General features: G+C 45.8%; 18 protein-coding genes. 8 read left to right on the top strand and 10 right to left on the bottom strand.

Annotation, left to right across the window (positions count from 1 at the left end):
* Nucleotides 1-33: 33 nt before the first annotated feature.
* A complete protein-coding gene (locus AC07UV_RS00475) occupies nt 34-825 on the bottom strand; it encodes an alpha/beta fold hydrolase (RefSeq protein ID WP_495182300.1) in 792 nt (263 codons plus the stop codon).
* Between the two features lie 107 nt (nt 826-932).
* On the opposite strand from AC07UV_RS00475, the gene AC07UV_RS00470 reads away from it, so the two are divergent.
* The 5 genes from AC07UV_RS00470 (at nt 933) to AC07UV_RS00450 (ending at nt 8,845) form a co-directional block, all read left to right on the top strand.
* On the top strand, nt 933-1,334 hold the full coding sequence (locus AC07UV_RS00470) for a winged helix-turn-helix transcriptional regulator (protein ID WP_495182299.1): 402 nt from the start codon (nt 933-935) through the stop codon (nt 1,332-1,334).
* 31 nt (nt 1,335-1,365) lie between these two features.
* Nucleotides 1,366-1,824 (top strand): DinB family protein, encoded by a 459-nt coding sequence (locus AC07UV_RS00465; protein WP_495182298.1) that lies wholly within the window; start codon nt 1,366-1,368, stop codon nt 1,822-1,824.
* Between the two features lie 450 nt (nt 1,825-2,274).
* Entirely contained in the window at nt 2,275-5,610 is a 3,336-nt protein-coding gene (locus AC07UV_RS00460) for a SusC/RagA family TonB-linked outer membrane protein (protein ID WP_495182297.1), read from the top strand.
* Between the two features lie 19 nt (nt 5,611-5,629).
* Nucleotides 5,630-7,648: a RagB/SusD family nutrient uptake outer membrane protein gene (locus AC07UV_RS00455; RefSeq protein WP_495182296.1), complete on the top strand. Its 2,019-nt coding sequence runs from the start codon at nt 5,630-5,632 to the stop codon at nt 7,646-7,648.
* Between the two features lie 90 nt (nt 7,649-7,738).
* Entirely contained in the window at nt 7,739-8,845 is a 1,107-nt protein-coding gene (locus AC07UV_RS00450; protein ID WP_495182295.1) for a glycoside hydrolase family 88/105 protein, read from the top strand.
* Between the two features lie 232 nt (nt 8,846-9,077).
* Here AC07UV_RS00450 and AC07UV_RS00445 read toward each other — a convergent pair whose 3' ends face one another.
* The 3 genes from AC07UV_RS00445 to AC07UV_RS00435 all read right to left on the bottom strand — a co-directional run bounded on the left by AC07UV_RS00445 (nt 9,078) and on the right by AC07UV_RS00435 (nt 11,307).
* Nucleotides 9,078-9,500, bottom strand: a complete 423-nt coding sequence (locus AC07UV_RS00445) for a hypothetical protein (RefSeq protein ID WP_495182294.1) — start codon at nt 9,498-9,500, stop codon at nt 9,078-9,080.
* The gene (locus AC07UV_RS00440; protein ID WP_495182293.1) at nt 9,487-10,407 is read right to left on the bottom strand and encodes a serine hydrolase domain-containing protein; all 921 of its coding nucleotides are present in this window, start codon (nt 10,405-10,407) and stop codon (nt 9,487-9,489) included. The genes AC07UV_RS00445 and AC07UV_RS00440 overlap by 14 nt, the downstream gene beginning before the upstream one ends.
* Nucleotides 10,408-10,482: 75 nt before the next feature.
* Nucleotides 10,483-11,307 (bottom strand): helix-turn-helix domain-containing protein, encoded by an 825-nt coding sequence (locus AC07UV_RS00435; RefSeq protein ID WP_495182292.1) that lies wholly within the window; start codon nt 11,305-11,307, stop codon nt 10,483-10,485.
* Between the two features lie 321 nt (nt 11,308-11,628).
* Between AC07UV_RS00435 and AC07UV_RS00430 the strand changes: the two genes are divergently transcribed.
* On the top strand, nt 11,629-14,412 hold the full coding sequence (locus AC07UV_RS00430; protein WP_495182291.1) for a family 78 glycoside hydrolase catalytic domain: 2,784 nt from the start codon (nt 11,629-11,631) through the stop codon (nt 14,410-14,412).
* A 158-nt stretch (nt 14,413-14,570) separates the two neighbouring features.
* Here the strand turns inward: AC07UV_RS00430 and AC07UV_RS00425 are convergent, their stop codons facing one another.
* The 6 genes from AC07UV_RS00425 to AC07UV_RS00400 all read right to left on the bottom strand — a co-directional run bounded on the left by AC07UV_RS00425 (nt 14,571) and on the right by AC07UV_RS00400 (nt 21,606).
* The gene (locus tag AC07UV_RS00425) at nt 14,571-15,362 is read right to left on the bottom strand and encodes a hypothetical protein (RefSeq protein ID WP_495182290.1); all 792 of its coding nucleotides are present in this window, start codon (nt 15,360-15,362) and stop codon (nt 14,571-14,573) included.
* A gap of 3 nt (nt 15,363-15,365) precedes the next feature.
* Nucleotides 15,366-16,169, bottom strand: a complete 804-nt coding sequence (locus AC07UV_RS00420; protein ID WP_495182289.1) for a hypothetical protein — start codon at nt 16,167-16,169, stop codon at nt 15,366-15,368.
* Between the two features lie 10 nt (nt 16,170-16,179).
* The gene (locus tag AC07UV_RS00415) at nt 16,180-18,891 is read right to left on the bottom strand and encodes a TonB-dependent receptor plug domain-containing protein (RefSeq protein ID WP_495182729.1); all 2,712 of its coding nucleotides are present in this window, start codon (nt 18,889-18,891) and stop codon (nt 16,180-16,182) included.
* The gene (locus tag AC07UV_RS00410) at nt 18,860-19,600 is read right to left on the bottom strand and encodes a carboxypeptidase-like regulatory domain-containing protein (RefSeq protein WP_495182288.1); all 741 of its coding nucleotides are present in this window, start codon (nt 19,598-19,600) and stop codon (nt 18,860-18,862) included. The genes AC07UV_RS00415 and AC07UV_RS00410 overlap by 32 nt, the downstream gene beginning before the upstream one ends.
* A gap of 154 nt (nt 19,601-19,754) precedes the next feature.
* On the bottom strand, nt 19,755-20,921 hold the full coding sequence (locus tag AC07UV_RS00405; RefSeq protein ID WP_495182287.1) for a FecR family protein: 1,167 nt from the start codon (nt 20,919-20,921) through the stop codon (nt 19,755-19,757).
* 76 nt (nt 20,922-20,997) lie between these two features.
* A complete protein-coding gene (locus tag AC07UV_RS00400; RefSeq protein ID WP_495182286.1) occupies nt 20,998-21,606 on the bottom strand; it encodes an RNA polymerase sigma factor in 609 nt (202 codons plus the stop codon).
* 251 nt (nt 21,607-21,857) lie between these two features.
* Here AC07UV_RS00400 and AC07UV_RS00395 point away from each other — a divergent pair, with 251 nt between their 5' ends.
* Entirely contained in the window at nt 21,858-22,103 is a 246-nt protein-coding gene (locus AC07UV_RS00395) for a hypothetical protein (protein WP_282254005.1), read from the top strand.
* Nucleotides 22,104-22,417: 314 nt separating this feature from the next.
* Nucleotides 22,418-22,939, top strand: a complete 522-nt coding sequence (locus AC07UV_RS00390) for a sigma-70 family RNA polymerase sigma factor (RefSeq protein WP_495182285.1) — start codon at nt 22,418-22,420, stop codon at nt 22,937-22,939.
* Nucleotides 22,940-22,984 lie beyond the last annotated feature (45 nt).

The raw sequence follows: 22,984 nt of genomic DNA, 5'->3' as shown, positions 1-22,984 counted from the left end.
GCCAAGTCTATTTTCTCGGCAATCAACCAAAATTCAATCCACAAGCTCCATAAGCATACCGGCCAATTTTTTCGGCTCTGTGAGCATGGCATCGTGCCCCGTAGCGATCTCCCGATACTGCCAGTTGAGCTTGTGGTCGCTTCGCACCTTTTCACTCATCTCCTTCATAATGGGAAGTTGTGGATCCGTGCATGCGATATAGACCAAGGGTAATCCATTGCCATATGGATTTTTTAGGTGCAGCCGCTGGGCGAATGTACCAAAGGGTTGTGGGCTGAGCCTATCCTTGACCCAGGCGACCATGCTGGGTACTGTAACACCAAACAAAGCAACATCAAAAGGAGCGAAATTTTCTTTGCGCTGAATATTTTTGAGCTGAACTTCTTGCACAGCCTTGGGTTGCAACGAAATGGGGCTCTGGCCATCTTCAATAATCATAGCGTCTAGAAAAATCAATTTGTGCAATCGTGACGGAATGCGATCGGCAACTCCGGCAATCACGGCACCGGCATAGCTGTGCCCCACGAGATACACATCATGCAGATCTTCCATCTCGATCAGGTTGACAATGTCCTGGATATGGGTGTCAATATCGACCGACGGCTCGATCAGATGTTTACGCTCGCCCAGTCCGGTCAGCGTAGGAGCGTAGACCTTGTAGTGTGCATCAGTTAGCCTTTGTGCGACGTCTTGCCAGCACCAGCCACCATGCCAGGCGCCATGCACCAGCACATAGGTCGGCCGATGACCTTGGTTTTGTGCGTAGCCGGATAGGATACCGCCTAATAGCAGGAGCAGCAGAAATAAAGTTCTCAGTTGTTTCATTTTTTTATAATTTTATACTGTTTTTTAATACCTGACAAAGGTATAGGCAAGCTTTTGTCCACACAATAACTCATCCTGAAGTGAGTGGCTGTAAATTGATATTTAAAATGGCAACACCCCGAAAAGAACAATCGACCAATACGGAAAATCTGCAGACGTTGGCACAGGCATGCGATGTGAACGAAGTACTGCTACAAATAGCACTGCGTTGGAAAATGCAGATTTTATATTGTATTGCAGAGGATGTATCGCAATTCAGTACCTTAAAAAAAATGTTTCCAACACTTTCAGATCAGGTGCTGAGCAAACGTTTAAAGGAGCTGAAAGAAGAAGCGCTTGTCGTTACCGAAGATATTGAAAATACCATACCTCCTCAGATTCGCTATAGCCCAACAGAAAAGGGTAAGGAACTGCTGAAGATTATCCTTGATCTGCACCACTGGGGGCTAAAATGGAAAATCACAGGCAATGACTATTGCCAACTGAATGTGGTAAGCGGAAAGCTATAAGGATCACTCTTGTTAACCCTATTTATATCTCATGGAATCACTCTTTAGCGCCTGGAAAACGAGCAGAAAGGCCTACCTCAAGTTCTTCGAAAATTATTCATTGGAACAGCTCAATCGCATTCCCGACGGCTTCAGCAACAACCTCATATGGAATATCGGGCATATCATTGCCACACAGCATAAATTGATTTATATTGGATCTGATGTTGCAGGACACATTCCCGAGGAAGTCTTTTTAAACTACCAGTCCGGAACAAAGCCTACTGCACCTGTAGGGCAACAGGAAGCCGACTTGCTGAAAAGATTGCTCCTTGAACAGATAGAACCGACGATCAGTGATTTTAACAACAACAAATTTGTGACCTACCATGAACGTACTACGGGGACGGGCTTTCATCTCACTTCGATATACGATGCCTTCGAATGGAATAATTTTCATGAAGGGCTGCATCTAGGTTATATGATGAGCATCAGAAAGTTTATTGTGTAGCTATACGCATAGAAGATTAAGGTACATCCTGCTTTGATTCATTAAACAAGTGAATTATTGCGTAATCCCAATATGATGACCAATGTTTATCTGAAAGATAGGCTCAACATTTTGCAATTGACTAAACGCCTGCTTCGAGAGCGTCTCATTTGATCCCACAGATTGCTCCCTTAGCGCTGTATATTTCTGTAATATAAAAAATACGAAAACGTTGTAGTTAAATTTTGTCTGCTCTGTTTTTTGGAAGTTTCTGGTACAATTTCATACCCAACCACCTACTCATATTGATTTTTTATATTGAAAATCGTGTTATTGAGACAAAATAGCACTTTTTTGATACGATCGAGTCCTGTTTTTCTAAGGGCTATTCTTCACTTTTACAGTTAAAATCCCTTAACACGAGGGAGCCAATTATAAAATTTATAAATCACCTAAAGTGAATATTTCTTTATGGGAAATAATTGTAAACTAAAACAAAATCGCTTTTATCGCTTTGGAACTGGCAAATGGATGCCCTGTTCCTGCCTGCTCTGTCTGGTCTCGCTGGCTGCTCCTGCAATGTCGTTAAAAGCCAATGTGCCCTCCGATTCAATGGTTAGCCTTGAGGTACAAAACCGCGAAATTACCGGTAAGATATCTGATAGCAATGGCCAGCCGCTAGCAGCAGTGACGGTCAATGTACCCGGCAGTAACATCAGTGCCGCGTCAAAAGCTGATGGTACCTATGCTATTTCGGTACCCCTGGATGCAAAAAAACTGGTATTCAAGCTGCTGGGCTACAAGAGCCAGGAAATTGACCTGACGCCGGCCAAGGTCTACAATGTGCAGTTAACATCCGCCACCGGCGAGCTGGATGAAGTGGTCGTGGTGGGCTATGGCACCATGCGCAAAAAGGACCTGACGGGCTCGGTATTGCAGATCCATCCGGATCGCATTGCCAATGAAAACCCCAAAACCGTACAGGATATCCTCCGTGGTTCGGCAGGGATGAATATCGGCTATGATGCCTCCGCAAAAGGTGGTGGCTCCATTGAGGTGCGTGGTAAGCGTTCGGTTTACGATAGCAACAGCGGGCACAATAATCCTTTGCTGGTACTTGACGGGATGATTTTCTATGGTGAGCTTTCTGAAATCAACCCGGATGATATCGAGCAGATCGACATCTTAAAGGATGCCTCTGCGGCGGCCATCTACGGGTCCAAGGCTGCCAGTGGTGTCATTATCATCAGTACCAAAAAGGGCAAACAGGGGAAGCCAACCATCAATATGACCATGAATGCGGGTGCTACTCAACTGAGCGAATACCGCAAAAGATTCAGTCCGGAAGCTTATATGCAGCATCGGGAAGACTGGTATACCAAGAATACCTATGGCATCGATCCGACGACGGGGATCTATGGGGCCTATCAAACGCGTGACGACAACGGAAACCTCACCGTGCCCTATGGCTTTTACCTCAATCCCGGCCAATTGCCTTCATCCTTATCGCTCGATGCCTGGCGCGCGCAGTCGACCAATCAGAATGGCGAATCTGACCAGAGTATCTGGGGCCGCCGATTGGGCCTGCAGGGAAATGCACTGCAGAACTTTCTGGACGGAAAAACGGTAGATTGGGCCGACCATACTTTTCGCACGGGTTTCAACCAGGATTATAATGCCAGCGTCAGTGGTGCCAGCGATAGGGTCAACTATTACCTATCCATGGGGTACCTCAAAAATGAGGGTACCGTCGTCAGCGATACATACAAGGCTGCCCGCGCCAATATGAAAATCAATGCACATGTAACCAACTGGCTGGAATTGGGCGCGAATGTGAATTTTCAGGATCGCTCCGACGGTAACATCGATATCGATATGGATCAGACACTGCGCAATAGCCCTTACGCCGATTATGCCGATGCCAACGGCAACCCCCTGCAATATCCGCTCAGCGAGCAGTTCAGCCAGCGTGGTTATAACTATGATTTTCAGAAGAAATATCTCGAGCTGGACAAAGGGTATACGGTATTTAATTCCATTTTCAATGCGAAAATTAAACTGCCTTTTAACATAACCTATTCCTTCAACGCGTCGCCGCGCCTGCAGTATTTCCACGACCGCTATTTTATGTCGGCCGAGCTCCCCGGATCTAACCCCGCCGATCGTGGGGCAAACCGCGAGCAGACCAAACGCTTTGACTGGTCGCTCAACAATACCATCAGTTGGGAACAGACCTTTGCGGACAAGCATCGACTGATGCTGACTTTGGTGCAGGAAGCCGAGGAGCAGCAATCCTGGAGAGACCGCATTGAGGCCCGTAATATCTTACCTTCGGATGCGCTGGGCTTTCACAATACCGAAAATGGCTCGAAGGAAAACAGCAGCTTCGATAGCTACGACACGCACCAGACAGCAGATGCCTTATTGGCCCGTTTATTCTATTCTTACGACGATCGCTATTTGCTTACGGCTTCCATCCGGCGGGATGGCTACTCGGCCTTTGGTACCTCCAATCCGTATGCGACCTTTCCTTCGTTGGCCCTGGCCTGGAACTTTACCAAAGAGAAGTTCTTTAAATGGACCGATGTGATGGATTATGGGAAATTGCGTGTTTCATACGGTAAAAATGGCAATCGACAGCTTGCTGATCCCAACCTGGCACTTGCCAACCTGTATTCAGGCAGCGGCAAAATGCATGGTTACCTCAATTCGGCCGGCGAACTCCTCCAGTATCGGTACCTGATGGTAGACCGCCTGGCTAATCCCAATCTGCAATGGGAAAAGACCACGGCATGGAATTTTGGCCTCGACTTCGGCTTCCTAAAAAACCGGATTTCGGGTACACTGGAGTACTACCTGATGCAGACCCATGATATGATCATGGAGCAGAAGCTGCCCAATTTTACAGGATTTAGCCGCATCACCACCAACTTGGGGCAAGTGGACAACAAGGGAATTGAACTGACTTTAAATACGGTCAACCTCAAAAAGGAAACGCTGCAATGGTCCACCACCTTCAGTTTCTCGTACAATAAGAACCAGATTGTGCATCTGTATAAGAACTACGAAGACGTGCTGGATGCCAATGGGAACGTGGTCGGCAGCAAGGAAATGGACGAGATTTCGAATGGCTGGTTTATCGGTCAGCCCATCGGGACGATATGGGACTATCGTGTGACAGGCATATGGCAGGCCAATGAAGCTGCCGACGCGGCCAAATATGGGCAGGCACCCGGTGACCCCAAAGTGGCCAATGTGTATACAGCAGATGATGTGGTCAATGCCAATGGTACAAAACCGGTGTACAACAATAACGACAAGGTCTTTTTGGGACAGACCGATCCGCGTTTCCGCTGGTCGATGCGTAATGAACTGACTTTATGGAAAGACCTTAGCTTTTCGTTTAATATCTATTCGTATATGGGGCACAAAAGCCTGTCGGGCAATTACCTGAACAACGACGATGATGGCGGACGGATGGCTTATGGACTGGCTAACCTGCCAGCGAAGGAATACTGGACGCCAGATAACCCCACAGATCGCTATGGCCGTATTGAGGCCAAAGGACCCATCGGGGCCGAGGGTGCACAGCGGCTTTATGACCGCTCTTTCATCCGCCTCGACAATATTTCTGTAGGCTATACGCTGCCAACGGCATTTACATCCAAGTATAACTTGAACCGGGTGAAGCTGTATGGCACCGTGCGCAATGTGGCCACCTGGACCAAAGAATGGGAGTATGGTGATCCGGAGACGGGTTCCTGGGCTTCACGGATGTTTACCTTCGGTGTGAATTTATCTTTATAACCTGATTAATTTGATCGCTATGAACTTGACAATAAATAAATCCAGATCCCGTAAAAGGGGGATCGTCATCCTACTTGCTGCTGCGCTGGCCATAAGTAGCTGTTCGAAAGAATTTCTACAGCCTGACCCACTGTCTATCTATCTGCCCAATGAGACCTTTAATACCGAGTCTGGCCTGCTGTCGGCCATGGCTATCTGTGACCGCCACCTCAAGGGGTATTGGGCCACGGATCATAATGAGATGCTGACCCTCGGTACGGAGTACATCTTCTCCGAACTGATGGTGGCCAGCAATACAGACAAGCGCAGCATGATGGCGGATGTGGCCAATATGCTCACCCCGACAAGCGACAACTCCAGCCTACAGAACCTCGACCGCTCCAATAGTATGTGGTACCTGTGGGAGGAAACTTATAAAGGCATCAGTTATGCCAACACCATTATCAAATATGTGGATCAGGTGCAGACCTTGAGCGAACAGGATAAAAATGCCTACAAAGGGCGGGCATATTTTCACCGTGCATTCCGGTATATGGCCTTGGTCTTTGAATACGGCGATGTCCCTTTGGTCACGACTATTATCGATGTGCCCAAACAAAATTACCGGAGCACCAAACGTGACGCTATTCTGCAGATGATTACCAAAGACCTGGAATTTGCCGTACAATGGGTGCCCGACCAGAAAAATATGAACCTGATTGGCATGATCAACAAAGGGGCCTGCCGGATGTTGCTGGCCAAATGTTACCTGGCCCTGGGAGCGTATCAGAAAGCCAAGGAACAGACCGATATGCTGATCGATCAATCGGGTTATGCGCTGATGACCGAAAGCTTCGGAACGTTCAATGATGGGGGCGAGGCGCAGACCTGGCCCATCACGCGTAACGTCATCTGGGATATGCACCGTCCTGAAAACAAATTGATTCCGGCCAACCGCGAGGTGATCATGGGGATGCCCAACAGGGGTGCCGATGCGGAGTCTTTTGTGAAAATGCTGACCATGCGGATCTTATATCCCTTTGTGTTTGACACCCGTATACAGACAACGGATGGTAAACAGGCCTTGTTGAACATCAAACGCAACAGTGGGGATTATAATGCAAAATATGACTATATGCGCGCTTTTGGCCGCGGTATCGCGACTTTCCGGCCAACATCTTTCCAATCGAAGGGGGTATGGGCTGTAAACGGTAAGCAAGACGAAGGTGATCTGCGCCACAGCGCCAAAGTGGGAAACTGGCTGCGGATGGAAGACTACAAGGTAAACAATAAGGCTTCAAAGGATTTTGGGAAGCCGGTCACGCTGAAAGATCCCGAAACGGGTAAACTCCTTTGTAGCGACTCCATCCGCCGCTGGTATGATGTGCCACACTATAAATTTTTCCTGGATGATCCCGTTAGTGAGGCTAATATCAGTGGTTCGGACGGTTCACGCGGGGCGACCAATGGCAGTGTTGCCGACTGGTACCTGTATCGCCTGGCCGAGGCTTACCTCTTGCGCGCCGAAGCTAAATATTATATCAACCCAGCCGATGGAACGATCAAAGACGACCTAAACGCCGTGCGCCAGCGCGCAAAATGTACCGAGCTGTATCAGGGAACAGTGAGCATTGGGGATATCATGAACGAAAGGGCCCGCGAACTCTACTGGGAGGAATGGCGCAATGTGGAACTGAAAAGGGTATCGCTCTGCCTGGCACGCAGTGGTAGACCTGATGAATGGGGAAATGTATACAATCTGGACAATTTCGACAAACAGAGTGGTACTGATGCGATCGGTGGAAGCTACTGGTATCAGCGTATCGTGCATTATAGCTTATATAATAAAGCAATCATTCATGTCAATGCAACGGGTCTAAGTGATATCAAGTATACCATGGACAAAAAGAATATGTACTGGCCGATTCCAAATGTGGCGATTACTTCCAACATTAAAGGCCAGTTAAAGCAAAATTATGGCTACGACGGTTATAATCCCGCTACTCCGGTATGGGATAAATGGGAGGATGCCGTTGCGGATGAAGCAACAGCAGACTAGTCCTGTCGATGCTCCTGAACCGATCCGCTCTCTTGAGATCGGTGCAGGATTTTTTTAAACACAGTAATTTAAAACATAAAATGATTTGGTATGATAAAGAAAATCCTTTTGTTTTTATTGGTGCTTCCTGTTCACTATCTAATGGCACAGGCCGATCTGGCAAATTTTCCGGCTGCTGCGGACCCCAAGGAAGTAGGACACCGCATTGCACATCGTTTCATTGCAGGCAAGCATATGCTGCACGCTGGGAAATGGATCAGTTATCCGGAGACGTTTTATTGGACGGGTGCTATTAACTATGCACACTTAACCGGTGATGAGGAGTTGATGCAGGCCATGAAAGACCGCTTCTCGAAATTAACGGCAAGCGAGCAGCTGCTGCTGCCCATTAAAAATCACGTCGACTTAAATATGTTCGGGAGTCTTCCGTTGCGGCTTTATCAGCTGACCAAAGATAGAAGCTACCTGGACCTTGGCTTGCCCTACGCCGATACGCAATGGGAGTTGCCACAAAATGCCAGTCAGGCCGAAAAGGACTGGGCACAAAAAGGATACTCCTGGCAGACCCGCCTCTGGATTGACGATATGTACATGATTACGATCGTACAAACTGCCGCGTTTAAAGCGACCGATGAATCGAAATATCTCGATCGCGCAGCCAAAGAAATGGTGTTTTATCTGGATGAATTACAGCGCCCCAACGGGTTGTTTTATCATGCACCAGATGTGCCTTATTACTGGGGCCGTGGTAACGGATGGATGGCAGCTGGCATGACCGAGTTGCTGCATATGCTCCCACAGGATCATGCGGACCGACCCCGTATATTGAAGGGCTACCGTACGATGATGAAGAGTCTGAAACAACAGCAGCGCAAAAGTGGGATGTGGAATCAGCTGATCGACGAGGCCGACTGCTGGGCCGAAACATCCGGGTCGGCTATGTTTGCCTATGCAATCATTTCGGGTGTAAAACAGGGTTGGCTCAGTGCAAAACAGTATGGTCCTGTGGCCCGTCGTGCCTGGCTGGCGCTGGCCAACTATGTGGATGATCAAGGCGCGGTTTCGGAGATCTGCGTGGGCACCAATAAAAAGAATGATAAACAGTATTATTATGATCGTCCCCGTCACAGCGGCGATTACCACGGTCAGGCGGCCTATATGTGGTGCGTCAATGCGCTGCTGGAAGGAAAGGAGTAGACCGGCAGATTCGCCTCAACTAGAACCGGAGCAACGGTAAACTTCTGGCGGAAAAGCTGGATCAGATGTACCAGAAGCCGTGGAATATCAAAGCTTAAAAACAAAAAGCGTCATGGCTGGATTTTCAAAAAATAGGTTTTTAGGCGACCTGTAGGTTTTGGAGCGGATAGCTTACGACCTATGCCACTGGAACCGGAAAAAAGCAATGGAGTCTCCCATAAAAAACGTCTCGCTATTTGGCGGGACGTTTTTTATTGTCTTGCGTCGTGTTTTTTCTGAGAATTTCCTTTACACCGGCTTTTGTTAGAATAATGCTATCGTAAACGCCGCTTTTGCCCTTTACGAATTCTATGGTCCTGTCGTTATCGTCTGATCTGAAAAATTTGGTGCTGGACTCGGGAATAAGTTCTGTTTCGGTGTCATTGTAATACAGTTTTCCATTCAGGCTTAGGATCTGAACCTTTTCATACCGGCCCAGGTAGCGATGGTATTGTGTTGAATCCCCCTGAATACGCTGATGGCGATAGGGGAGCTCGACTTCTTTTCCCAATGCAATTGCTGAAAGTCCATAAGCAATCATATGGGAGAGTGATTCGTTATTGGAAAGGACCGTGACAAAAAGTTTGTCATCCGTAAAGCGGTTAAAGGAACTCATTGTGCCGAAAAAAACCACCATCGTGTGCGATCAGCTGATGCCCATGGTTATAAAAGGGATTGATGATAAAGCCATAGCCCCAGTTTTCGGCGTTATGGGCCGTAAACATTTTTTTCTTCATCTCGGCAGATAAAATAGCGGTTCCATAAAGCAGGCTGTCCCATCGCGCCAGATCTTCGACGGTCGAGTAAACGCCATCATGACCAAGATTGATCTGCCAGTTGATATAGGGATTGCGTATTAGGCTATGCTCGCTATGGCAATAGACCTTTGCCATTTTGGATACGATGGAGTCATTGTTGCTGACGCCTGTATTGTTCATGCCTGCTTTTTCAAAGATATTTTTCTTTAAAAAAGTAGCATAAGGTTCACCTGAAACTTTTTCAATGATCTTCGCCAATAGGTAATAACCGATGTTGCTATAAGCATTTTGGCTGCCGGGTGAAAATACATAAGGAATCTGCTTGATGGCCGCATAGGCGGAATCACTGCTGATGCTGGATACAGCGATTTCTTTGAAACCCATGGCCAGCCCGGAGGAATGGGACAATAGCTGATGGATGCTGACACTGTCGGCTTTGGGATAATCTGGAAAAAATCTGCTGAGTTTATCATCAAGGGATAACTGGCCGCGATCGACCAATTGCAGGATCGCTGTCGCAGTAAATTGTTTGGTGACTGAGGCCAGCTGAAATTTGGTATCGACGGTATTGGGAATAGACCACTCATAATCGGCCAGCCCATAGGCTTTTTTGAGTAGTGGGACAGCATCTTTTGACACAAGCACTGTTCCGCTAAAATGATTAATGGCAACCTGTGCTTGCATATAGTCGGCTAGTTTTGCCGATGTGTTCTGCTGTCCAAGAACCAGCATCGGACAGAGGATAATGAATAGAATAAACTTCATGGACTGTTGCATCAATTAATTATGCAGCAATGTTACTATTAAAAAAAATGCGGTCATTGTATTTTTGTAAACCCCTTAAATAAAAATCCATTTGATCTCATCCCGCTCCAGGGCTGCTATTTTGGAAAAGAACACTTTTGGTGTAAAACCTGTCAATTTTTTAAAATCCCGGATCATGTGCGACTGATCAAAATAATCGACATGATAGGATCGGCCTATATTGTTTTTATCATCCTGCTGGCTTTGAATAGCTGCCCGGAACCGGACTATTTTTTTGAATTGCGATGGACTCTTGCAGATATGCTGATCAAAATGTTTGTTGATCGTTGTCCGTGATCGCCCGATTTTGCGCGACAATGTCGTCATGGACTGATTCAGGTTGTTGGTATCGAGCATTTCGCGGAGCACATTTTCCAGCAGCAGATCTTCAAAAGGTTTGAGTTTTGAGAGCCAATAGGCTTCCAGGGCCTGGATGCGCTCCTGATGATCTGCGATGGAGAGAATGGTGGCCATGACCTCTTTATAATCGGCGTGGGGATTAAAATCGGGAAAAGTTCCGCTGTTGTAGTGCCGCAGGTCATGCGCGATAAAAGCACTTAGCCCCAGCGGCTTGAAGTAGGTGGTGATTTCATTTATTTTTCCCTCGTAGCTGATCAGGACGGGCTGATTAAAGTCGCAAACAAGGTTGGTCTCTATGGGGGCTGTGGGGCAATGTGTTGTAATGATCTTGTCGGCTGTGACGAACGTACTGGTCTGTTCGCTGATGGTCACGATGGTATAAATACTGGGAAAGGTAAAATAGGTAACAGGCTTCTCGCTTGCAGTTTTCTCGAGGATATAAAAACACGCAATATAGCGCTTCAATAGGGGGCTCTCAGGTTGATAGATTTTTAGGATCATTTGTTATACAGCTGTTTTTTTTAACCTTCCTTATGGTTAAAGGTCGTCCGATGAATTTTTTTATTGGTATTCGAACGAGGCTTTAAGTTACACTTTTAATCAATGCGGACAAGTGGGAAGGCAATGGTATTTGTGAAAATTTCGACCGGTGGAAGAATAAAAAATAGGGACGTCATGCCTCATTAAATCAATGAGTTGTGTAAATTTAGCAAAGCCTAATCCCTGTTGTACGGAAATTTTTGGGAAAATTGTATCCCTAAGGGATCTTGTAGTGTGATCGGGTCGTTGGCTTATTCATCAGTAATCGAAAAAAATAAGGGAATGAACAGACACCTACTAAACCTATTTTATTGCATTTTTTTATGTTTTTTCTATGGTCAACCAAGTTGGGCCGCTGAAAAATCCGACGCATCCATTTTTCCCGATCAATTGACCTGTGAATACCGGACAAACCCGCTGGGCGTAGATCAAAGGCAACCTCGGCTGGGTTGGCTGCCGCAGGCAACCAATAACAATGCGTATGGCCAAAGGCAGCGCGCTTACCGGATTCTCGTCGGTACAGACTCTGTTGCATTAGTCCGCCAAAAAGGGGAAAGCTGGGATTCGGGTTGGATGCAATCATCCGATACGCAACATATCCGGTATCAGGGTAAACCGCTGACTTCAGACCGGGTCTATTTCTGGTGTGTTGCTGTTCAGGATGAACGGGGTCGGATATCCGCTTATAGCCCGATCGCAAAATGGACAAGCGGACTATTTGACGAAAAGGACTGGACTTCCAGCTGGATTGGAACAGGGGATACCTATGACCCGAGGGCGAAAGACTGTAACCTGGATGATCCCTGGTTCCGGAAAACGATCACACTAAAGGAGACAGTTGCGGATGCCCGGATCTATGTTGCTTCGGTCGGATTTCACGAACTCTATGTCAATGGGAAAAAAATTGGAAACTCGATATTAACACCCGCAGTAACAGACCATAGCAAACGGGCCCGTTATGTCACGTATGACATTGCACCGTATCTGCGCCGGGGGCAGAATACAATCGCATTTTGGCTGGGTACAGGCTGGTCCATCTATGCACCTTATGCAACAGCCGATAAACCCCGAAGCCCCATTCTTCGTGCACAGGCTCAGCTTTATGATACAGGTGGAAAACAATTCGCGCTGATCTCAACGGATAAAAGCTGGAAAACACATCCAAGTCCCAACAAGCTCTTAGGCAATTGGTCTCCGAATAATTTTGGTGGCGAATTGTTCGACGCGAACAAGGATATTCCCAATTGGAATTCGTCGGAATTTTCGGATAAATCCTGGCAGCAGGCGCAGGAATTTCAGCCTAAACTTGTTTTGTCTGCGCAGGCTGTGGAAGATAATGTTCTTTTTAAAGAAATCCGTCCAGTAGCTATAGCATCCCTGCCAAATGGTGATTATCGGGTTGATATGGGCGTTAATTTTGCGGGCTGGACTGAGATTGAAGTAAAAGGCAGTCCAGGTAAGCGGATTGATTTCCTCTATTCCGAACGATCGCAGGAGGAGATGACCTTTAAAAATCGGAGTGCCTATATCCTGGGGCCGACAGGGCGGGGTACGTTCAGAAACAGGTTCAACTATAGTTCGGGGAGATGGATTACAATTCGGGGGGCAAAGGAAAAGCCGGCCCTCACTGCCATAAAAGGTTGGGCCATCCGCACCGGATTTGCGCCAGTGACTGAATTTAGCTGTTCTGACAGTTTACAGAACTGGATCTATGAGCGTATCTTATGGACCTACAGCAATCTTTCCCTGGGGGGAATGATCGTCGATTGCCCACAACGCGAACGTATGGGCTATGGGGGCGATGCTCATGCGACCTCAGAAACAGGAATGGCCAATTTCAATATGGCGGCATTCTATGAAAAATGGATGCAGGACTGGCGCGATGTGCAGGGCACAGAGTCTATGGTGGGCGATATGAACGATCCATCCTGGGCCCGAAAGAATGAAACGAGTGGCCGTATATTCAATAATGGTATACTGCCGCATACAGCCCCTACGTATTGGGGTGGTGGTGGTCCGGCCTGGGGCGGGATTGTCGTTATTCTCCCTTGGAACCATTATCAGCACTATGGTGACCTGAGCATATTAAAAAACAATTTCAATCTGATCAAGACCTGGATCGCGTACATAGATACCCATGTCCATGATCATATCCTCCAACCCTATGGTGGTACCTGGGACTTTTTGGGGGATTGGCTGTGGCCAAATGCGACCGCGGAGGGGATGAATAACAACAAAGCTGAAAACATTTGTTTCAATAATCTATATAGGGTATACAACCTGCGGACAGCTGTCCGGATTGCTTTGGCGATCGGCGAAAAGGAGCAGGCGCAGGTATGGCAAAAACAGGCGGAGCTAGCAACGGATGCCATTAACAGCTTATTTTACAATACACAAACGCAGTTGTATGCTGATGGCTCCATGGCCAATCAGGCGCTAGCGCTGTTGTCAGAAGTTGCCAAAGCGGAGGACAGGGAAAAAATTATTGCACAATTGGCACAGGATATCTTGGTCAAACATCAGGGGCATATCCATGCCGGTATCACTGGCGGAGCATTACTGTTCAAGTACTTGCGGTCTGTCGGTCGTCATGATCTGCTCTATAGCATGCTGAAACAGGAAACCTACCCCAGTTGGGGATATATGAAGGCTAATGGAGCCACAACAATATGGGAAATGTGGGAAAAAGATCTTCCGGGACATTCGCTCCTCCATAGTTCATTTTTATATCCTGGCGCATGGTATATCGATGGGCTTGCCGGGATAAAACCATTGAGCCCGGGGTATCGCTCATTTGTCATACAGGTGCCGAGAAGCCAGGATGTGCCTATCAACTGGGTGAAGACAGCCTTTAGGGCTCCGAGTGGTTTGATCAAGATTCACTGGCAAAGGGATGCGGGCAAGCTGCAGCTAGAGACAGTTGTTCCGCCCAATACGGTAGCCATCCTAAAGGTTCCAAAGGAAGATCATATACAGCTGCTGCCGGATGAAAAAAAGATCCGTCCGCTAGCGACAGAAGAGAATTATCGGGTCTTTGAATTGCAGCCTGGCGTATACCGTTTCTAAGGGAGTATACAACGAAGTGATGGTGATGCTATGCCCTTGTGGAGAACTAAGCTTGTCGGTAGAAGCGCTATTGCTATTTTGAAGTTAAAATAAAAATTGGCGATAACGCGCGTTTAGCCTAGATGTGCGTTATCGCCAATGATTACCTGTGGATGCCGTTAATCCAAATAGAAGAAAAGCCGGCTGAATATTTGATTTGGCACTTTTGGCGCAATAAAATAGGGCTGAACTTTTCCCTTGTCGTTCAATTTTGGGAAAAAGAATCCACCGGCGGGCAACTTACTTTTTGTTTCATCACCGTCAAAAGCCCATTCATCTGTATTGGCCTTCGTGAAATTAACTGTAGCACTCATTAGATCGACATTTTTGTCAAAATCCTTGAGTGGCAGATAATCGACATAGACCCATCTTCCGGGAAGCACATTTTTTGCAATGTACTCTTTACGGACATCGCCCGAAGTTGCATTGACCTTTTGTAGCGAAATATCAATTGGAAAATCAATGCTTTTATCATAAATGTAAAAGCCTAATTTATTGACATTGGGATCCGCAGCGGGAGGGGTCACCTCCTGTACTTTTCCATCAAAATAGAGGTAGTTGAAATTTACTTTGATGGTGTTTTCAGGCAATTCAGCACTATAGACCACTTTCTTTGTCACCGTGTCGGTTAAAGTAACCAGTCTTTTCTTTGGTACTTTGTAGCTATAAGCAGTAGCAAAATGGATATTGCTCTGGGGTTGGATGATAAAATCACCATTTTTATGATCAAATACGGTGGTATCAATCGCGATCACTAAAGGGTGCTCACCGCCATTATAACCATTGATCAGAATATGCATAGCACGTTCTACCTCAACAGTGTCTTTGTTGCAGGCGCTGAAAAAGAAGGAAATGCTGATCAGCAGTACCATAATAGGTTGGAAAAATGTCTTTGTCAATAAATTTTTCATAAATTATAATTCTAAAACCTTATTAAACCTTATAATATTATTAAGCGGAGCTTCGTTGATGATAAACAGCTTGGAGATTGCTTTTGTGGGTGAGGGAACAGGTGCACCCGAGGTAAGCTGGCTAAATTCAAATGAAGATCCTTCCGTATAGGGGATGTCGGTCCCGGCTTTATAAATATAGGCCCGAAATAATACCGACGTTTTTTCCCCCTTGTAATCCTGTATTCCTAACGGAAAAGGGTCAAAAGTTATGGGTTTGGAGAATTCATTGGGTTTTAAGTTTTTGATCCGGATGACCTCTTCAAACACTTTGGGCGTAAAATAGTATTTCCCAAATACAATATCCACGGGTTCTCGGTAGTTTAAAATATTGGACTGGAGCATATAGATTAATTGGACCTTGCCGTCTACTGGCGCCGGAAGCGTTGGAAAATCGGCCACTTTTCCGTCCATATAGATAATATTGAGGTTTGTCGAGACCGCCGTATCGTTGGCCCTGATGTCTCTTTCCAGTAAAATTTTATCGGTCGCTTTGGACTTCATGGTAAATTTTAAGTGCTGCTTGCTAGGGTCATTGAAATTATAGTTCGCCCCGAAAGCGATTTTGCTAAAGGCCGGAGTCACTGTCGCACTAAAAGTATCCAATTGGAGAATAAGTTCCTCATTGCTGTTATTGTATCCACTTAAATTGATCATATGTACATTGGAATGATACAGTAGATCGTCTCCGCCTTTATTGCATGACAGGAGGGTGAAGAGCAGAAAAAAGGAGATCGCCGTAGCTGTTAAAATTATTTTTGGTTTCATAGCGGTTTATTTAAAATGTATATCCGATGGATAGGCTAAAGGAACTGCCCACTTTCCGGTTGAAGGTTTCTTTGTCACCTACGCGTGTCTTTTTGGTTCCATCGGCGGAGGTCTCGTAGTAACCTTCCTCATATTTTTGAGAAAATCCAAACTTCCATTCGTAGATCTCATCCCACTCTTGTGTCGGCCACTCGGAGTTTGACAAGCCTTTCCATCGATCTTGCACTTTGAACGTTTCGGGTCTGTTCACATAAAAACGGAATGGACTGTTCAATAGATTGCTCAGGTTGAGTTTGACATCCAGATTTTTATTTTTCAATAATTTGTAGCTCAGCTGTGCATCTAGCTGATTCCGGGGACGCTCGTATTCGATAAGGTCTTCGCTCATGGCAGTCATAAAGGTTTTGTACCCCATATGATTGAAGGCTACGTTAGCACCTAAGCGGTCTCCGGCATATTGTAATGCCGCATTATAGACTACAGGTATCTGTCCATAGAGCGGGCGCTTACTTTTCAGGAATTGTTTTTCCCGGTATTCAAAGGTATTTCCATATTTATCGGTGCCTATGCCTTTGGACCTGAATTCGGCCGATTGTACTTCTGAGCGTTGAAGTGTGACGTTTCCACTAAAGTTAAAATTCTCCAGCAGGGAGCCCGGAAGCATAAATCCTAAGTTTTTGCGGATATCAAACTCCAGGCCCTTTACTTTGGCCCATTCCGAGTTATTGGTCGTTACATAGATGCGGTGCGAGGAATCCATCATCTGCTGGTACAGCTCGATCGGGTTCTGGAAATATTTATAGAAAAATCCAATTGAAATGACTTCCGCAATGGAAGGATACCATTCCAGGCGCATATCATAGTGGTTAATTACGGTAGACAGGACGCCTTCATTTCTGCGGTAAGCACCACCCAGTGCCGGATCCTGTCGCACCATCCTGGAGTTTTCAATCAACGCGGGACGGACCACCGACTGCGAATAGGCCATCCGGATATTGAAATCCTGTAATGGCGTCAATGTCAAGCTCGCCGATGGGAGGTAACGCCAGGTTTTCTCTTCGGTTTCTGGATCTGCCGTCATGCCCACCAGTTTTCCGGTAGCTGGATCGACAAAGCGTTGCTTACGCATGGCAATGGTGCGTGCATCCATCTGCAGGTCATTATCGCCGTTTTGCAAACTTTTATACTTGAAGTATTCGGCACGTAATCCCCAGGTCAGTCGAATCCAGGAATTGAACCTGTTGTCCATCATTCCATAGACAGCCTGATTGATATTTTTCCCTTCATAGGCACTGATGGAGAATGCAGCGGGATAATAGAACATCCCATGCAAAGGGTCCTGAAACTCCAGGTATTTCGACCAGGTATTTACAGGGGCAAAGGTGTTTGCACCGACCGAAACGATCGGCAGGGAGACCCATTCGAATAGCCCATGCCGATCCATAAATTGATAGCCGGCTTTCAGGGTTTGCTTTTGCCCGAACCAGTTCGTCTGGTAGCTCAATGCGCCCTCGGCAATTTTGTTGGTCTCCGTATAATGGTATTCGGAGCGTGTAAATGTTCCGTCACCGGCATTGGCATAGTGCGAAGGGATAATATTGTAAATGGTATCATTTAAGGTACCGATCGGGGCGAGCCAGGCTTCGGTAGCATCTTTCTCGAGGTTGTTCAGACGATTGCGGGCAATATTCCATTCTAGCTTAAAATCGCCAAAGCGATGCTCCCCATCCAGCCTGTTCTGAAGCATATTGATGAATTTGGGGCGGTCATACTCCCGGATGGCAGGCCTCGAATCGTGGCCAATATCATTTCCCCAGCCCTGGATCACTGAAAACTGGTTGTTGAACATGCGGGAATAAAAGTTGCGGGAGGTTATTTTGTGATTTTTGCTGTTCCAGCCCAGGTTGATCAATCCGCTTAAGCTCGAATTAAAGTTGTACTGCATCGAGGTCGTTGGATGGATTTCTTTTCCAGTGCTTATATCGTAGGTTGTCCCCTCGACTTTTTGCCAGTTGCCGCGTTCAAAATTTGAAATGTTATCAATAGATTGTTCATTTCGATAGCTGAGCGAGCCTACAAATCCAAAGATACCTTTCATCGTATTGTAACTCCGCCCCAGGCTGAACTGATAGTTTTGTCCGGGTAGCGCGGTATATTTTCGTGTACCCAAACGTTCTAATCCGCCGATGCGTTTGTTTTGTGCAGCGATCATTTCGGGTGTAAAAGGCGTCACTCCTTCAGGCACCGGTTTATAAGGGTTGGCAGGGTCATAATTGATACCGTTGAATACGGTTAAATCCCTTGGAAAATTGCCCCGTGTGCCATCGTCAAATGCCAGGTAGTCCCAGCTGCCGCGGCCATAGCCCATGAAATCTTTGCCCGTTGACCCATTGATATACTTGCTTCCTACCGAAAAGGAGGTGAAGTTTTTGACTGGAATGGCCAGGGTATTGATCTTGACCAGTCCACCACCAAAACCAAAGCTCAGATCTGGCGATGAAGTCTTGTGGATAACGACATTGTCGATCAGGTTGCTCGGTACAATATCAAATTCGAAGTCCCTTACCTGCACGTCGGTACTCGGGAGGGTAGCTCCATCCATCATGGCTAGGTTATACCGTTCGGCAATACCCCGGATAACGACCCGGCGGTTGTCATTGGTACTGACACCAGAGATGCGTTTTAAGGTCTCACCAACGTTTTTGTCCGGTAAAACGGCTATTTGCTCGCGACTGATTCCGTTGGAGATTGTCGCTGCATTTTTTTGTTTGGTATATAGGGAAGCAATACTTTCCTTTATAACTTCCCGTGACAACGACCTGCTCTAGGCTTTTGACCACATCCTTTAAAACGATGCTTAGGTTGGTCTGCTTCCCGGCATGGACAACGATGTCGGTGATCCTTTTTGTCTGATGGGAAATGTAGCTGACCTCAATCGTATAGGTTCCGGCTGGGAGGTTCAACGTATAGCTTCCATCGGCTTTACTTTTTAATGATTGGCGGGTTTGGAGCACAGTGATACTTGCATCTACGAGCGCTTCACCATTTTCATTTGTAATTCTCCCGCTGATGTTTCCTTGTTGTTGCGTCCCGATTTTGTCTGTGTTCCGGGATAATGAAACGGGGATAGCTGCTGTTGTTTTTGCCGAAACGATCACGGATTGGTCTTTCAGCACAAAGGTCAGCGGTTGATTTTTGAAAATTTCTGCCAGTACACTATTTATATCGGTGTTGCGGGTTTCTATCGTGACCGGTCTGGACATTTTAAGAAGGCTGCCTTCTACTAAAAATCCATAACCTGTCTGCGTACTTATTTTTTTGAATACTTTGGCCAGGGAGCTTTTCTTCTCGGAGAGACTGATGTTTTGTCCTATCGCCCCAAAGCTGATCTGTAGCATGCCAAAAAGTGTCATGAAGGTGGTTAGCTTCATTTTCAATAGTATTTTTGTATTTTTTTTATACATTTGTTAAGCTGAAATATGTGTTAAATCGGATCGAGAAATTCATTTGCCTATTCCGGCTATCGGCCAGTAGTGTTACGACCACTATTGGCTTTTTTTGGAATTAGGCATTAGGTTGTGTGTGTTATTTTGTTTCTACAATAAGCCTCCTTCCTTGCATCTCTACCTTAATGCTTTTAAACGTTTTTAATAGATTCAATACTTTTTCAAAAGGCCAGGACCGCGGTATTCTTCCCGTAAAGGTTTCATGTGTTGCGGTGCCATTATAGCGGATGTCGACATTATACCAACGGCCCAGTTCGTCGATAACGCTACCGATATCAGCATCCGTAAAGTCAAAATATCCCTCTTTCCAGGCGATTACTTCAGCCGGGTCCACATTTTTTACGGACATGGACCGGCCGGCTACAATGCCTTGTTCACCAGGCTTGAGGATGATGCGCTGATGGGTATTGGTCAAGGCGATGGAACCGCTTAAGAGGGTTGTTTTGGCGCTAGATTTGGCGTTGTAGGTATTGACGTTAAAGTGTGTTCCCAGTACTTCGATCAGTTGATTTTCTGACCGAACACGGAAGGGCATCGTGGCGTTGTGCGCAACCTCAAAGTACACTTCGCCCGTGATCGTCACTTCACGCGCAGAACCCTGGAAGGCTGAAGGGTAGGTGATCGAAGATTGCGCATTCAACCAGACTTGGGTACCATCAGCTAAGGTCAACTGGTATCTGCCACCCCGCGGGGTAGAAAGTGTATTGGAAAGCACCTTGCTTACCTTTTTGCTGGCTGTATAAACTAGATTGCCCGGTTTCAGTTTGTTGATACGAATGTTGCCTTCGGCACTGAGCTCTCCGTTTTTGGAGTCATCCAGCAGGATCTTTTCACCATTGCCAAGTGTTAAGATGGCTTGATCCGTTCCGGGATTGATGGTGCTGCTTTGCTTTTCTGCGCTGATGGGCAGCTTGTCAGACTGCTTCTGGAAGATGTAAAATGAGACTGTACAAAGGAGAACTAGGGAGGCGGCTGCCTGCCAAAGCCTATTGCCCAGGTTTAGGGAAAATCGCTTTTTGGGCATTTCTGCTGTTGAGGATGTCTCGGTACTAATCTGATCGAAGATTTTTTCCTGCAGTTGTTTTTTTCTGACTGCACGTTCTTCGGGGCTTAAATTATCGATGAGATCTGGATTGGCTTCAAATGAAGCGTACCAATCTTCAAGTAGTAGCAGCTCATCTTCCGTTATTGTTCCTGCTTCGTATTTAGCGAGTATATCGAGTATCTGTTGATTTTGATCGTCCATTTCCTTTGCTTTATACTAACTAGTACCCTAAGTATTCAAAAGCGGGAACAGGAATTTCAAAAAAAAATGATTTTACTTAATTTTTGTGCATATACAACAGCAGCACCAGATAGAAAATATCCATTTGGTGTTCTTTGATTTCGCTGCGCATGATATTCATGGATTTCGTAATGTGTTTACGGACCATGGCTACAGAAATGTTCAACTCGTTGGCAATATCCTGATTAGAACGTTTTTCGAAACGGCTCAATAGAAAAACCTCTTTGCAGGTAGCTGGCATTTTTTCGGTGATCTGAAAAATCTCGGCATGGATTTGCTTAGCCTCCAGGATATTGTCGGGTTGAATAGGAGCGGTATGCCCGCTGTAGGATACTGTTTGGATATATTTATCCTGGATCTTTTGCGCCCGATAGGTTTTAAAGACCTGAAATTTAATCGCCGTTTTTAAGTAAGCCGAAAGGGAATGGCTGACTTGGATCTCCTTCCGCCGTAGATAAAAATTGACAAAAACATCCTGAACGATTTCCTCAGCCATAGCAAGGGAGAGCGTCCTTTTCCCTGCAAGATTGATTAAGGGTTCCCAATAGCGGTTATAGAGTTCGGAAAAAGCAGCTTTATTGTCTTTCAATTGGACCAAATCGAGCAGTTCCTGATCCGTAAGCGCTGTATATTCACAATTAGCCATGATAGTTAAGCAAAGACCAAATGTAAGGAGCTAATTATACCTAAGCGTTTTACGAATATTAATAAATTATTAATATTCATTTGGTCTGTGGTAGCTGGAGCACAGTATTTTTTTATTCTTTACTTTTGACTATTGTTGTATTATGGTCAAAAAATTTTATATTTGTTACGCTAAATAACGGGCATATCGCCTAAGCTGATCGGGAAAATCAGTGTGGAGGTATGGATTTCGTCATGGACAAAAAAAATGACATGAAAAAAATGAAATATTACTTACTTACCTTCGCTGTTTCGGCCCAGGTGCTGGCCAAACGTGCTGATCTAATAACTTATCTCAGTCGGCATATTGCTGATCTGAAATATATTTCGGCAGACTTGCAGGATAAACTATGTACGATAACGGTGCGCACCTTAAAACGTGATGAGGCCGCTATTCTTAATCTTATTGCAATTAGAGGATTTAACGCGGCATTTTTATCCGCGACTGAAAGCGCATAAAGCGAGCTTTGATTTAGGGGCGCCCAACATTTCATAGCGCCCGCATGAATTTGTCGCTTTTTTGCTTGCCAGCATGGATGATCGGGATCCCCGGCAGATCGCCGAGCCAACCGGTATGATGATCGACAATATTTGACTCTGGAAATGAATTGATCCTTGCTTACTGTTTTACAGGGATCAATTCTATTCGTATTACAGACTGAAAAATTGCGAAGCCTTTCCTGTTAAAATAGTATGAATATAGTTTTAAATTACTATATTAACCACCGAAAGTAATCGATTTTAACCAGTTCAGTTTCATGCCGTCGAACCTAATGGAAAATAATATAAAAGCACTATTTGAGCAGAATTATTACGGGCTCGTAGAACTTTCGTGCCGTTTGGTTGGGTGTAGGGAGACTGGGGAGGATATTGTACAGGATGTGTTTGTTAAATTGCTGGACAACGATACTGTCCTTCCAAAAGATACCCAAGCTGCCAAATCCTATATTTATGCGATGGTCAAGAATGCTTCGCTAAGTCATCTCCGAAAAGTAAAGGTAATCCACAATTATCGTCAGGTCAATCCAGCTACTGAAATATCCGATGAAGATCTATTGGAAAATATCATTTATGCCGAAGCCATTAACCAGCTCTATGCTTCCATCCGTAATCTACCCGAAGCCAGTCAGAATATTTTTAAAATGGCTTACATAGAAGAGAAATCTAATCTGGAGGTAGCTGAAAGCTACGGAATTTCGATCAATACGGTCAAAACCCAAAAACGCAGGGCTATGGCAACAATTAAAAAAGTATTGTTTCCGGTGTTGCGTTCCATCAAAATCCTATTGTTTTAATTTTTTTTAATTTTCTTGTCATCCTTTCTTCCTGCTCGCGCGTCT

This window comes from Sphingobacterium sp. GW821-FHT03E03 (assembly GCF_059420745.1).
This window is presented reverse-complemented; position numbering and strand designations above follow the sequence as displayed.

What these genes read in the sequence shown, in the direction of transcription:
- AC07UV_RS00475 (WP_495182300.1), bottom strand. Translation starts at nt 825, where the DNA reads ATGAAACAACTGAGAACTTTATTTCTGCTGCTCCTGCTATTAGGCGGT.
- AC07UV_RS00470 (WP_495182299.1), top strand. Translation starts at nt 933, where the DNA reads ATGGCAACACCCCGAAAAGAACAATCGACCAATACGGAAAATCTGCAG.
- AC07UV_RS00465 (WP_495182298.1), top strand. Translation starts at nt 1,366, where the DNA reads ATGGAATCACTCTTTAGCGCCTGGAAAACGAGCAGAAAGGCCTACCTC.
- AC07UV_RS00460 (WP_495182297.1), top strand. Translation starts at nt 2,275, where the DNA reads ATGGGAAATAATTGTAAACTAAAACAAAATCGCTTTTATCGCTTTGGA.
- AC07UV_RS00455 (WP_495182296.1), top strand. Translation starts at nt 5,630, where the DNA reads ATGAACTTGACAATAAATAAATCCAGATCCCGTAAAAGGGGGATCGTC.
- AC07UV_RS00450 (WP_495182295.1), top strand. Translation starts at nt 7,739, where the DNA reads ATGATAAAGAAAATCCTTTTGTTTTTATTGGTGCTTCCTGTTCACTAT.
- AC07UV_RS00445 (WP_495182294.1), bottom strand. Translation starts at nt 9,500, where the DNA reads ATGAGTTCCTTTAACCGCTTTACGGATGACAAACTTTTTGTCACGGTC.
- AC07UV_RS00440 (WP_495182293.1), bottom strand. Translation starts at nt 10,407, where the DNA reads ATGAAGTTTATTCTATTCATTATCCTCTGTCCGATGCTGGTTCTTGGA.
- AC07UV_RS00435 (WP_495182292.1), bottom strand. Translation starts at nt 11,307, where the DNA reads ATGATCCTAAAAATCTATCAACCTGAGAGCCCCCTATTGAAGCGCTAT.
- AC07UV_RS00430 (WP_495182291.1), top strand. Translation starts at nt 11,629, where the DNA reads ATGAACAGACACCTACTAAACCTATTTTATTGCATTTTTTTATGTTTT.
- AC07UV_RS00425 (WP_495182290.1), bottom strand. Translation starts at nt 15,362, where the DNA reads ATGAAAAATTTATTGACAAAGACATTTTTCCAACCTATTATGGTACTG.
- AC07UV_RS00420 (WP_495182289.1), bottom strand. Translation starts at nt 16,169, where the DNA reads ATGAAACCAAAAATAATTTTAACAGCTACGGCGATCTCCTTTTTTCTG.
- AC07UV_RS00410 (WP_495182288.1), bottom strand. Translation starts at nt 19,600, where the DNA reads ATGAAGCTAACCACCTTCATGACACTTTTTGGCATGCTACAGATCAGC.
- AC07UV_RS00405 (WP_495182287.1), bottom strand. Translation starts at nt 20,921, where the DNA reads ATGGACGATCAAAATCAACAGATACTCGATATACTCGCTAAATACGAA.
- AC07UV_RS00400 (WP_495182286.1), bottom strand. Translation starts at nt 21,606, where the DNA reads ATGGCTAATTGTGAATATACAGCGCTTACGGATCAGGAACTGCTCGAT.
- AC07UV_RS00395 (WP_282254005.1), top strand. Translation starts at nt 21,858, where the DNA reads ATGAAAAAAATGAAATATTACTTACTTACCTTCGCTGTTTCGGCCCAG.
- AC07UV_RS00390 (WP_495182285.1), top strand. Translation starts at nt 22,418, where the DNA reads ATGGAAAATAATATAAAAGCACTATTTGAGCAGAATTATTACGGGCTC.